Consider the following 10,991-nt stretch of genomic DNA (forward strand, 5'->3'; position numbering starts at 1 on the left):
CAGGAGAACATCATGTCACTCAAATCTATTATTGCCACAGATAAGAAACCTCTCATCCATTGCATGCCGTCTGATTTCATTGACGAAGCGATGTCAATGATGATTGACGCGGGGCGCAACGCCGTTGCCGTGATGGAACGGGGAAATCAACTGCGCGGTATTTTGACAGATCACGATATTATCCGAGCCGTGCATGACGCACAAAGCAAAAAACAGGATATTGCGAAATTGCAGATCCAAGACTGGATGACATCCAAAGTCATTACGTGCTCTGTAGATACGAAATTAACTGAATCCTTAAGCCTGATGGGCAAGCATAAAATTCGTCATCTGGTTGTGACTGAAGCAGACCGCGCCATTGCGATTGTGAGCATTCGTGATGTGTTGTCCCAAATCCATCATAATGATGAACTCGAAGTGAACGTCTTGCGCGACATGGCTCTTGCCTCGCGTGGGATCATAGCGGCTTAGGCCTTATCCCTGCTTGGAGATAAAGATGACCTTCCAGCCCTTAATACCGGATAGAGCCACCAGCCTACCCATTTGCGCGCCGGGCGATTTTTTAGATGAAGCTTTGGAAATTCTGATTCAAGGTAAGAATAGTGCGGTTTTAGTGATTGAAAACAGCAATGAAATTGTTGGGATCCTCACAGACGAGGACATTATTCGCGCGGTTCAATCAAGATGTGAAGTTGGCGACTCAATCAACCGTGAACATGTGTTTGAATGGATGTCCACCAATCCCCTAACTACGGATATTGGAACCAATCTTGAACAGGCTTTGTCATTGATGACACGTCATCAAATCCACCATTTGGTGATCACCAAAGACGGCAAACCTCTCTCAATCATCGGGGTAAGTGATGTTTTGACAGCACTTCACGCTAAAGAAGAAAGATATGCTCAACACTTGCGCGGAATAATCGTGTCTTCTGTTAAAGACCTATCGGTCTCTCTCTCTCCTTATAAGGATAAGTGAAATGAAAATCTATTTTGGCGCCATTTTTGGTGCGCTCTTCCTCATGTTATTTGCGGGCATATTGACGGAAAGCTTAGTTTGGTTAGTTTTTGACTTTTTCCATGCTTCAAAGAAGGTGATAATGGGCGCTGAATTGGTCATGCTTTTACCACTCCTCGTCGCTTTTGGGTTTATGTTTCGGCATACTTTAGAAGTTGAACGAGAGCTCGCTGAGCAAGGTTATTAGGACAATTTTTTGTCTTTAATCTATAGTTAGTATCCCAATCATATCCGAGTCGGGACAAAGCCAAACAGCCTTAATTCAAACTGTCGGCCCTTATCGGGCCGGCTCTTTTACTATGTTCCCTCCTCGGGGGACGGCGGGAAGCGGTCGGCCAATCTGGCGACGGGCAGTCCCGCCGCAAGGCCTTTGGCCAAAGTCGTCTAGGTCTCTTTACATATCTGGTTCGAAAGTTGCCGCTGATTTTTTAATCCACTTTACGCCAGAGGGGATAAGATCTTTCATTCGTCGCCGCGTTTTTTCCGGAGTAAAAACACCGCCGCCAACCATAGTCCACCCCGGTTGGTAGAAATGCTCTTCGGCGGGCTCAATGATGGCGATATCGAGATTTGAGATGCGTTTAAGAAGGCTGGCTGCGGTAGCGATTCCTGCAGAGCCGCCGCCGACGATAACGATTTGATGGGTCTGACTTGCGTTGCGAGTCTGGGGCATTTGTTTTTCCTCGGTTATATTGGTTTGAGCGCTGTATTTATCTGCTTGTGAGGGTGTTCCATCGTGATGATGGCGCTGATTTGGTGTGGTCGCGGCCAAAGTCACAAGAATAGAAGGGCAGGTGAGGGCGCTCTCTTTACGCTCTCACCTGAAACGAACATGACCGACCAATTATTGACATCTCAGGACGTCCAAAAACTCACAGGCATTAAAAGTAGAGCTACTTTGTGGAAGAAATCTCGAAACATGAATGATCGGTTTCCAATGCCTTACAAAGATGGTCCAAAATTTACTCGCTGGAAATTGTCAGAAATTCAACAATGGATTGATCAGCTGGAACCTGTTGAAGTCTAATATAGAAAAACGTGAAGATATTGAATGATTTTACGAAATTGATTCGTTTGTCTCTGGAGGGAACTAAGGTGGGAACAAAATAGATTGAGTTTAATTTATATATACAAAACAATAGCTTAATAGAGGGAAATGGTGCCCGAACCTGGATTTGAACCAGGGACACACGGATTTTCAATCCGTTGCTCTACCAACTGAGCTATTCGGGCCCGGACCCCGCATTATGGGGGCTGAAGCGAAGCGCCTTATAGGGAAAGGCTTTTTACGTGTCCATGCCCAAAGACGGCAAAAAACAGGAAAAATATAGCGCCTGGTTTCTGATGAGTTTTTCGTCGGAATTATGCGCTTTTCCTTTGATTTTGAGAATAGTTCGCATTATTAGAGGGCATGACACTTGACCAGCTCAAACGAAAAACACCTGCAAAGATCACAGGATTTTCCTGTGATAACAAAGCGTTGGAAACCCGTCTTCGGGAAATAGGTTTTGCTGAGGGTGATAATATCGAAGCTTTACATTTTGGGCTTTTTAATCGCAATCCCATTTCCGTGCGCCTGAATGGCGCCATAATAGCTCTTCGCCGCGCTGATGCGTCAGCGATTACATTAGAACTGATTGAGCGTTCAGCAAATCCCATAGATATAAATATGGCTCGCGATTCCCGCGTCGCATAATCCATGGATATTACGACTAGGCCTGAAAGCGGAGTGGTTACGCCCATTTTCGCAGAAAAAACCTTGCGGCTGGCTTTGCTGGGGGCACCGAATTGCGGGAAGACGTCTCTTTTTAATGCGCTGACCGGCGGTAGAGCGAAAATCGCTAACTATCCCGGCGTAACGGTTGAGTACCGAATCGGTCATTTCGAGCTGCCCAGTGGGCAGGAGGTCGAGCTTCTTGACCTTCCGGGTGTCTACGGAGATTGCGGCCATTCTATGGATGAACGCGTGGCGCTTGATGCGGTCAGGGGCAATCTCGAAGGCCAGCGCGCCCCCGATGCCTTATTGGTTGTCATGGACGCCTCCAATATTTCGACTCACTTACACAATATTCTGCAAGCCAAACAACATGGTCTTCCGATTGTCCTTGTTTTGAACATGATGGACATGGCTGCCCGGGACGGTATGACGATTGATATCGCAGGGCTGGAAGACTCCCTCGGCGTAACGGTCATTTCATGTGTGGCTGTACGGGCTTCCGGACGAAGCCAACTTATTGAGTTTCTGAATAGCTGGGCGCCAGAGGTTTTCTCTGGCAAGGCCCGTATTGCAGCGCCGCCAACAGATGACTTGAAGATACTTCAAGCTCAAGCCAGATCTATTACCGCGACAACGGTTAAGCGCGTCAAAAAAGTTGAAACCTTTACACAACGCATTGATCAATTCGTCATGAACCCGATTTTGGGGTTATTAATTTTATTTGGCATCTTATTTTTGATGTTCCAGGCCGTCTATTCCTGGTCGGCTCCGATGATTGAAGGGATTGAGGCTGGTTTCGGATGGCTGCAGGGCTTGGTCGACGCCATTCTTCCCGAAGGCTGGGTGAGATCTCTGATTAGTAGCGGCATTATTGCCGGTGTTGGGAGCGTCATCGTGTTCCTTCCCCAGATCGTCATATTATTTGCCTTTATCCTCCTTTTGGAAGCGTCGGGCTATATGGCGCGTGCCGCCTTTCTCGTGGATACTCTCATGGCAAAAGTGGGGCTGAACGGACGCGCGTTTATACCTCTGCTCTCCAGTTTTGCCTGTGCTATTCCCGGGATTATGGCGGCTCGGACAGTCGAGCAGGAAAGAGATCGTCTGACGACCATCATGATCGCGCCGCTCATGACCTGCTCGGCCCGTTGGCCTGTTTACTTTCTGATTATCGGGGCCTTCATTCCGGCCGAAAAAGTAGGTGTCTTTAACCTTCAGGGTTTGGTGGCATTTGGTCTCGTGATTTCGGGAATCCTTTTTGCTGTCATCATGGCGTTTATCTTCAAAAAAACGCTTATGCGCGGCGAATCCTCCAACCTTTTGATTGAGTTACCGAGCTATAAAATGCCGGTCTTCAAGGATTACCTCCAAGGATTATGGGACCGGGCGGCTATTTTTATGTCCCGTGCGGGTCGCATCATTCTTCCCGCCTCTATTCTTATCTGGTTTTTGGCGAGTTACCCGGCGAATGCGACGAATATTCGAGAAACCTTTGCCGGAAAAATCGGAAGTGTTCTGGAGCCGCTTTTGGCCCCAATCGGGTTCAATCTTGAAATTTCTATCAGTTTGATTCCAGCCATGGCGGCGAGGGAAGTGGCTGTCGGCTCTCTGGCCACCATCTATTCTCTTGGGGAACAGGATGTAGACGGCCTTGGAACAATGCTTCAATCCGCTTGGTCCCTGCCGACCGCATTGGCCTTTTTGGTCTGGTTTGTATTTGCTCCACAATGCCTCTCGACCTTTGCGATTATCAAGAAAGAAACCAATAGCTGGAAATGGCCTCTCTTTGCTTTTGGTTATCTTTTTGTCCTGGCTTATATCGCCGCTGGCGTAACTTATCATTCAGCGGTTGCATTCGGACTTTAATCCATAGAAGGCAGTATTTGACAGCGCTGTCATATCATTTTACTTCAGCACCTCGTCTGGAACGCCCTGTTAATTTATGACAAGGTGCGGCACAAATAATATGTGACTCGCGCTCCAGCTGAGACTTTTTACAGGAAATACCATGACTGAGCTTTCAAAATCCCAGCAAGAACACCGGGATATGTCCAATGCGATTGCAGCGCTTTCTATGGATGCTGTGCAAAAAGCTAATTCGGGCCATCCGGGCATGCCTATGGGGATGGCAGATGCCGCAACGGTTCTGTTTTCAAAGTTTTTGAAATTTGATCCGTCCGACCCAAATTGGACCGATCGGGATCGTTTCATTCTATCTGCGGGCCATGGGTCTATGTTGATCTATAGCCTGCTGCATCTCACAGGCTATGATGCGGTTACGATGGAGCAGATAAAGAATTTCCGTCAATTAGGCTCGATTACAGCAGGGCATCCGGAATATGGTCACGTGCCGGGCGTGGAGACAACGACAGGGCCGCTCGGGCAGGGAATTTCCAACGCGGTTGGATTTGCTTTGGCCGAACGTCATCTTAACGCGCGCTATGGCGACGAGCTTGTCGATCACCGAACTTATGTAATCGCAGGTGACGGATGCCTCATGGAAGGGATTAGCCAGGAAACTATTTCTTTGGCGGGGCATTTGAAATTAAACCGCCTTACAGTGCTTTGGGACGATAACAACATTACCATTGACGGCCCGGTTTCCCTTTCGGATTCAACAAATCAGAAAAAACGATTTGAGGCGTCAGGCTGGAAAGTTATTGAAATTGACGGCCATGATCAAAATCAGGTTGAAAGCGCTCTCAGTGAGGCACAGAAATCTGACAAACCTACCATGATTGCGTGCAAAACAGCAATTGGGAAAGGCGCTCCAAACAAAGAGGGGACGAATAAAGCTCACGGCGCGCCATTGGGAGATGACGAGATTGCGGCAACAAGAGACGCCAGAGGGTGGTCACATCCTCCTTTTGAAATACCGGAATCTGTCTATGACCTCTGGAAGCGGCCCGGCCAAGAAGGTCAAAAAGCCCACGAAGAATGGAAAGGCCGATTGGAAAATTCCAGCCATGCGGCTGAATTCAAGCGGACCATGTCCGGCGAGCTTAATGAAGGATGGCTGGATAAATTTCAGGCTTATAAAGACACGGTCGCCTCGGATAAGCCGAATATGGCGACCCGCGTCTCTTCCAATAAAGCGCTGATCCCGTTAACAGAGGCCCTATCCGATATGATTTCCGGGTCTGCGGATTTGGAAGGCTCAAATAAAACCAAAACGCCTGCAACGTCACAGGAAATTCAGGCGGGTGACTATGCAGGCCGATATATCAATTACGGGGTTCGTGAACATGGTATGGCCGCCTGTATGAACGGCTTGGCCCTTCATGGCGGCATCCTGCCCTATTCCGGCCTTTTCATGGTCTTTATGGATTATTGTCGTCCTTCCGTTCGGCTTGCCGCTCTCATGCAAATTCAGACGATATATGTGGCAACTCACGACTCTATTGGTGTGGGCGAGGATGGACCAACGCATCAACCTGTTGAACATCTGGCGTCTCTGCGCGCCATTCCTAACACGTTTACGTATCGCCCTGCAGACGCTCTGGAAGCCGCAGAGTGCTGGGAACTTGCCGTCCGGCGCAAGAATGGCCCGTCTATTTTGGCTCTGACACGTCAAAACGTTCCGGCTGTGAGAGATGACGCGACCAAGAATATGTGTGAGCGCGGCGGATATGTTCTCAAGCCCGGGAAAGGCAAAGATGACATCGTTTTGATCGCGTCCGGTTCCGAAGTTCACTTAGCCGTCGAAGCTCATGAAGAGCTTGAGAAACAAGGTATTTCAGCCCGTGTGGTGTCCATGCCTTGTCTGGATGTCTTTGAAGAGCAGGAAGACAGTTACTTCCGCTCAGTGCTGGGTAACGACCTGCCGAAAATTGTCATTGAGGCCGGAATACGCCAAGGCTGGGACGCCCTCATTGGTCGGGATGGAGGCTTTATCGGAATGGACAGTTTTGGAGCTTCGGCTCCAGGAGCCGAGCTTTTCCCGCATTTTGGGATTACGACCGAGGCGATTGTCAAAATGGCGCTCGAAAAAGTTAAAGGTTAGATCATGTATGAATTGCCCGGGGATGTATTTGTATGCGGACAACTGCTCCCTGCGCAATTAGAGGCCTTGAAAGATCAAGGCATACAAAGTTTCATAAATAACCGTCCTGACCAAGAAGCGCCGCTCCAGCCTTTATCCGAAGATATGGAAGGAGCGGCGCAGGATTTATCCGTCGATTACCACTATATCCCTATGCTGGGCGGGCTGACATCTGATCTGATTGAAGCCAGCTCGAAGGCTTATGAAAATACGCCCCGTCCTATCGTTGCTTTTTGCGCAAGCGGGATGCGTTCAGCCGCATTGTGGGCCTTTGCACATGTAAAAACTCTAGGATCTGACGCTGTTATCAAAGCTTTAGAGGACACGCCCTATAATCTGTCTCAAATTTATCCGCTCTTGAAGGACTTCGAGAAAAAGGCAAAAGACTCAGACTAGGAAATGAGGGCATTCCATGACGCTTCAGGACTTTGACTTGTGAAAATCGGAGGGGCAGTTCGAAACCACTTTGACTGGCTGCAAGGTTACTCGCCAATAATATTTGGGAATGATCTGGTCGCTGCAGTCATCGTGTCTATTTTACTGGTTCCCCAATCCCTCGCCTATGCACTCCTGGCAGGCTTGCCGCCTCAACTTGGTATTTATGTTTCGATTTTTCCGTTGATAGCTTACGCGCTTTTAGGATCATCGCGACAGCTTAATGTTGGGCCGACGGCCGTGATTTCATTGATGACAGCGGCAAGTATTGCCGTGCTGCCCGAAGGCACACGATTAATCAGTGCGGCGGCCCTGGCGGCTATGGTGGGAATATTTCTGTTAGGAGCGGGATTTTTAAGGGGAGGGTTCTTGATGAACTTCGTCGCTCGTCCAGTCGTTTCGGCTTATATTACGGGCGCCGCATTGCTCATTATTATTTCTCAGCTTAAACATTTACTTGGGATTACAGCCTCGGGCACGACGGCTCTGGAACTGATAGACTCCATCTGGTCTGGTCTGGGCGAGACAAAAGCTGTGGCTATCATAATTGGCCTCTCTGCCTGTCTTGTGCTTTTACTTATAAAACAAAACCTGGGGCTGGGGCTCGTTAAACTGGGCGTAAAAAGTAGGCGAGCCAAGCTCATGGCACGTATGGCTCCTATTGTGGTCATTGCCGCCTATATATTTATCAGTCTAATTCTTGGTCTGCATGAGCGTTTCGGTCTGGCCGTTGTAGGGCCTGTTCCGGCAGGACTGCCTCCGTTTAAAGTTCCGGCAGTTTCGGTGGATATGCTCAAAATGCTCATCATGCCAGCTGCTGTGATTGCTGTTGTGTCATTTGTGGATAGCGGGTCAACAGGTCAGGAATTTGCTGCTCGGAACAGAACCAAGCTTGATATGAACCGCGAACTTTTGGGTCTCGGAGGCGCAAACTTTGTTGCCGGTATGACAGGGGGATATCCAATCAACGGGAGCATGTCGCGAACTGCGGTCAATGCCTCTGCCGGCGGAAAAACGCCGTTAGTCAACGTTATTGTCGCCGTGTTTATGGGCTTTACTGCCCTGTTTTTAACGCCTGTTCTGAAAGCTTTGCCCTTGGCTGTCTTGGCTGCGCTCATCATTATTGCCTGTCTTTCGCTTTTGGATTTCAAAAGCCTTTGGCGCACTTGGGTCTATAGCCGTGCCGATGGCATTACGGCTTTGGCGACATTTTTATCCGTTCTGATATTTGGCGTGCAATGGGGCGTTTTGGCCGGCGTGATATTGGCCATGGCGCTTCATATTCGCCAGACCCTTCATCCTCATATCGCAGAAGTCGGGCGGTTTCCGGGAACGGAACATTACCGGGATGCTTCGCGGTTTGTTGTAGAGACCAATGAAGAAGTCAAAACCCTTCGCATTGATGAAAGTCTGTATTATGCAAATGCCCGTTCGCTTGAGGAGCGGGTCTCAGATCTGATTTCGGAAAGCCCTGAGATGCGTGATTTGGTTCTAATGTGTACGGCGGTAAGCCGGATAGACGCGAGCGCGCTTTCCAGTTTGTTCGAGGTCAATAAACGCCTGAAACGGATTGGTGTGAAGCTTCATTTCTCGGACATGCAAAGCCGCGTCAAAGAACGTTTATTCAGGTCAAACTTTCTCGATCACCTAACCGGGCAAATCTTTCTCTCACAGCACGATGCCATGGAAGCCCTACGTCCCGAGCCGGACTGGTCGCAGCTTTCGGATCACGTTGATATTCACTGACGCCGGACGAGGCGAGGCCCTATCTTCATTTTCACATTTACCGAACGCAATTAATCCGTTAGCGTGTAACAGAATAGACAGAGCGGCGCTCGGTTTTCGCCAGAAGCGACCCTGTCAAAAGAGAGAGCAGACCATGCCGGACCCAGATACGTCCGGATCCGCCTCCTCATCGGCAAATGGCCATGAGCGACGGAGACGGTCAGGGCGACGCCGCAAACGAAGCGGAGAGAAGCCCTCAACATATGCAGCCTTGGACTTGGGCACAAATAATTGCCGTCTTTTGATAGCAAAAGAACTGAGTCATGGGTTTCAGATAATCGACAGTTATTCCAAGGTTGTCCGTTTGGGCCATGGGCTAGCGGGTACGGGGCAGCTTTCTCAACAAAGTATGGACGCCGCCGTCGAAGCCCTCTCTGTATGCGCTCGTAAAATGAAGTCGAAAAGTGTTAAGCGCTGGCGCTGCGTTGCGACAGAAGCTTGTCGACGAGCTGAGAATGGAGAGCATTTTCTCTCCCGCGTAAAAGAAGAAACCGGCATCGCTTTGGAGATCATTTCCGCGCGTGTTGAAGCGCGTCTGGCAGTGATGGGCTGTCTCAATCTGGTGGATCCTACCAAAGATGTCGCTTTAGTCGTTGATATAGGCGGCGGTTCCACGGAACTGAGCTGGGTAGATATCCGAAAACTTCGCGATCCAAATCACGAAATGAAAACCCATAGACCGCCGATCAGCGCATGGGCGTCACTTCCAATTGGCGTTGTTACACTTTCTGAGCGTATTCCTGAAACGGACGATCGAGAAAATTGGTATGAAGGCATGAAGCAAATAGTTAGGGAAACTATTGCTGAAAAAGGGTGTGACACGCGTTTTACCCGTACGTTTGAAGACGGGAAGGGGCATATAATCGGAACGTCTGGAACGATTACGTCTCTTGCGGGGATTCACTTGAAGCTCCCATATTATCGCCGGGATAAAGTTGACGGACTTTGGTTCCGTTCGCGCGATGCCGTGCGTGTCGCGCGCAACATGGCAAGCCGCAGTCCCGAGGACCGGGCGAAAGAACCTTGTATTGGGCGTGACCGCGCGAAATTACTGGTGGCCGGCTGCGCTATCACAGACGTCGTTTGCGAGATGTGGCCGAGCAAGATGATACGTGTTGCCGATAGAGGACTACGCGAGGGCATGCTAATGGGATTGATGAACCGCAAGCAAACCATTCGGACTTTGCCGCAACAAGACGACGTGGCTCCCACAGATGAAGCAGAGGCCACAGAATGAGCAAGCCCCCTAAAGACAGTCGTCCGCGCCGCATGAGCGGAGGGAAGCCAACTGCGCCCAAACGAAGCCGCCGGACTCCCAAAGCTGAAAAAGACAATGCGACCCGCATGATGCACAAAAAAGTCAAAACGGCGCGAGGCCGAAAAATTTCGTCCAAGCTCTGGATCGAGAGACAGATCAACGACCCGTTTGTCAGGGAAGCGCAAATTAAAGGCTACAGGTCCCGCGCGGCTTTCAAACTAGAGGAATTGGACGACAAATTTAATCTCCTCAAGCATGACAGTTTAGTTGTGGATTTGGGCTGCGCTCCTGGCGGATGGGTGCAAATTGCCCTGAAACGCGGCGCGAAACGCGTTGTCGGGATTGATATACTCCCCGTGGATATGGTCGCGGGGGCCGACCTGATTGAATACGACTTCATGGCAGACGACGCGCCGGACAAGATAAAATCCTATCTGGAGGCGTCGCCGGATGTCGTTTTATCGGATCTCGCGGCCAATACCACAGGACACAAGCAAACAGATCATCTAAAAACGGTCGCACTTGTCGAAGCGGCGGCAGATTTTGCCATGCGGACATTACGTCCTGGCGGTCACTTTGCCTCCAAGGTTTTTCAAGGCGGAGCAGAATCTAGTTTATTAAAAGAGCTGAAATCAAGATTTCAGACCGTGAAACATTTCAAGCCGGAATCTTCCAGAAAAGGCAGTCCTGAAATTTATTTGGTCGCTCTTAACTTGCAAAACCCCAAAACGGATTGATT

11 protein-coding genes, 1 tRNA gene and 1 pseudogene are annotated in these 10,991 nt (G+C 49.5%); 11 read left to right on the forward strand and 2 right to left on the reverse strand.

Translation table 11 applies throughout. The features are described from left to right. Nucleotides 1-12 precede the first annotated feature (12 nt). From ACN0IC_RS04000 to ACN0IC_RS04010, 3 genes are read left to right on the forward strand one after another with little or no spacing between them, the layout of a single operon-like run. A complete protein-coding gene (locus ACN0IC_RS04000) occupies nucleotides 13-471 on the forward strand; it encodes a cyclic nucleotide-binding/CBS domain-containing protein (protein WP_416877470.1) in 459 nt (152 codons plus the stop codon). A 25-nt stretch (nucleotides 472-496) separates the two neighbouring features. Continuing rightward, complete coding sequence (locus ACN0IC_RS04005) at nucleotides 497-979, forward strand: cyclic nucleotide-binding/CBS domain-containing protein (RefSeq protein ID WP_416877471.1); 483 nt, start codon at nucleotides 497-499, stop codon at nucleotides 977-979. A gap of 1 nt (nucleotide 980) precedes the next feature. Then, nucleotides 981-1,205, forward strand: a complete 225-nt coding sequence (locus tag ACN0IC_RS04010; protein WP_416877472.1) for a hypothetical protein — start codon at nucleotides 981-983, stop codon at nucleotides 1,203-1,205. Nucleotides 1,206-1,418: 213 nt separating this feature from the next. On the opposite strand, the pseudogene ACN0IC_RS04015 reads toward ACN0IC_RS04010, so the two are convergent. After that, nucleotides 1,419-1,691, reverse strand: a pseudogene (locus tag ACN0IC_RS04015) (FAD/NAD(P)-binding protein); the annotation flags it as partial. Between the two features lie 66 nt (nucleotides 1,692-1,757). Here ACN0IC_RS04015 and ACN0IC_RS04020 point away from each other — a divergent pair. Continuing rightward, a complete protein-coding gene (locus ACN0IC_RS04020; protein ID WP_416877628.1) occupies nucleotides 1,758-2,045 on the forward strand; it encodes a helix-turn-helix transcriptional regulator in 288 nt (95 codons plus the stop codon). 130 nt (nucleotides 2,046-2,175) lie between these two features. Here ACN0IC_RS04020 and ACN0IC_RS04025 read toward each other — a convergent pair. Continuing rightward, nucleotides 2,176-2,251: transfer RNA gene (locus ACN0IC_RS04025), tRNA-Phe, on the reverse strand. Nucleotides 2,252-2,429: 178 nt separating this feature from the next. Between ACN0IC_RS04025 and ACN0IC_RS04030 the strand changes: the two genes are divergently transcribed. From ACN0IC_RS04030 to ACN0IC_RS04060, 7 genes are all read left to right on the forward strand, one after another. Next, complete coding sequence (locus ACN0IC_RS04030; RefSeq protein ID WP_416877473.1) at nucleotides 2,430-2,714, forward strand: FeoA family protein; 285 nt, start codon at nucleotides 2,430-2,432, stop codon at nucleotides 2,712-2,714. Nucleotides 2,715-2,717: 3 nt separating this feature from the next. Then, entirely contained in the window at nucleotides 2,718-4,598 is a 1,881-nt protein-coding gene (gene feoB, locus ACN0IC_RS04035) for a ferrous iron transporter B (RefSeq protein ID WP_416877474.1), read from the forward strand. A gap of 142 nt (nucleotides 4,599-4,740) precedes the next feature. After that, nucleotides 4,741-6,735, forward strand: a complete 1,995-nt coding sequence (tkt, locus tag ACN0IC_RS04040; protein ID WP_416877475.1) for a transketolase — start codon at nucleotides 4,741-4,743, stop codon at nucleotides 6,733-6,735. A 3-nt stretch (nucleotides 6,736-6,738) separates the two neighbouring features. Beyond that, nucleotides 6,739-7,170: a beta-lactamase hydrolase domain-containing protein gene (locus ACN0IC_RS04045; protein WP_416877476.1), complete on the forward strand. Its 432-nt coding sequence runs from the start codon at nucleotides 6,739-6,741 to the stop codon at nucleotides 7,168-7,170. 39 nt (nucleotides 7,171-7,209) lie between these two features. Further along, a complete protein-coding gene (locus tag ACN0IC_RS04050; RefSeq protein WP_416877477.1) occupies nucleotides 7,210-8,955 on the forward strand; it encodes a SulP family inorganic anion transporter in 1,746 nt (581 codons plus the stop codon). A 133-nt stretch (nucleotides 8,956-9,088) separates the two neighbouring features. Further along, a complete protein-coding gene (locus ACN0IC_RS04055; protein ID WP_416877478.1) occupies nucleotides 9,089-10,231 on the forward strand; it encodes a Ppx/GppA phosphatase family protein in 1,143 nt (380 codons plus the stop codon). Then, the gene (locus ACN0IC_RS04060) at nucleotides 10,228-10,989 is read left to right on the forward strand and encodes an RlmE family RNA methyltransferase (RefSeq protein ID WP_416877479.1); all 762 of its coding nucleotides are present in this window, start codon (nucleotides 10,228-10,230) and stop codon (nucleotides 10,987-10,989) included. Before ACN0IC_RS04055 ends, ACN0IC_RS04060 begins: the two co-directional genes overlap by 4 nt. Nucleotides 10,990-10,991 lie beyond the last annotated feature (2 nt).

The organism is Litorimonas sp. (genome assembly GCA_029936425.1).
Lineage (GTDB): Bacteria > Pseudomonadota > Alphaproteobacteria > Caulobacterales > Maricaulaceae > Litorimonas.

Excerpts from the sequence above, each read along its gene's own strand:
- ACN0IC_RS04000 (WP_416877470.1), top strand. The coding sequence starts at position 13 with ATGTCACTCAAATCTATTATTGCCACAGATAAGAAACCTCTCATCCAT.
- ACN0IC_RS04005 (WP_416877471.1), top strand. The coding sequence starts at position 497 with ATGACCTTCCAGCCCTTAATACCGGATAGAGCCACCAGCCTACCCATT.
- ACN0IC_RS04010 (WP_416877472.1), top strand. The coding sequence starts at position 981 with ATGAAAATCTATTTTGGCGCCATTTTTGGTGCGCTCTTCCTCATGTTA.
- ACN0IC_RS04020 (WP_416877628.1), top strand. The coding sequence starts at position 1,758 with ATGATGGCGCTGATTTGGTGTGGTCGCGGCCAAAGTCACAAGAATAGA.
- ACN0IC_RS04030 (WP_416877473.1), top strand. The coding sequence starts at position 2,430 with ATGACACTTGACCAGCTCAAACGAAAAACACCTGCAAAGATCACAGGA.
- feoB (WP_416877474.1), top strand. The coding sequence starts at position 2,718 with ATGGATATTACGACTAGGCCTGAAAGCGGAGTGGTTACGCCCATTTTC.
- tkt (WP_416877475.1), top strand. The coding sequence starts at position 4,741 with ATGACTGAGCTTTCAAAATCCCAGCAAGAACACCGGGATATGTCCAAT.
- ACN0IC_RS04045 (WP_416877476.1), top strand. The coding sequence starts at position 6,739 with ATGTATGAATTGCCCGGGGATGTATTTGTATGCGGACAACTGCTCCCT.
- ACN0IC_RS04055 (WP_416877478.1), top strand. The coding sequence starts at position 9,089 with ATGCCGGACCCAGATACGTCCGGATCCGCCTCCTCATCGGCAAATGGC.
- ACN0IC_RS04060 (WP_416877479.1), top strand. The coding sequence starts at position 10,228 with ATGAGCAAGCCCCCTAAAGACAGTCGTCCGCGCCGCATGAGCGGAGGG.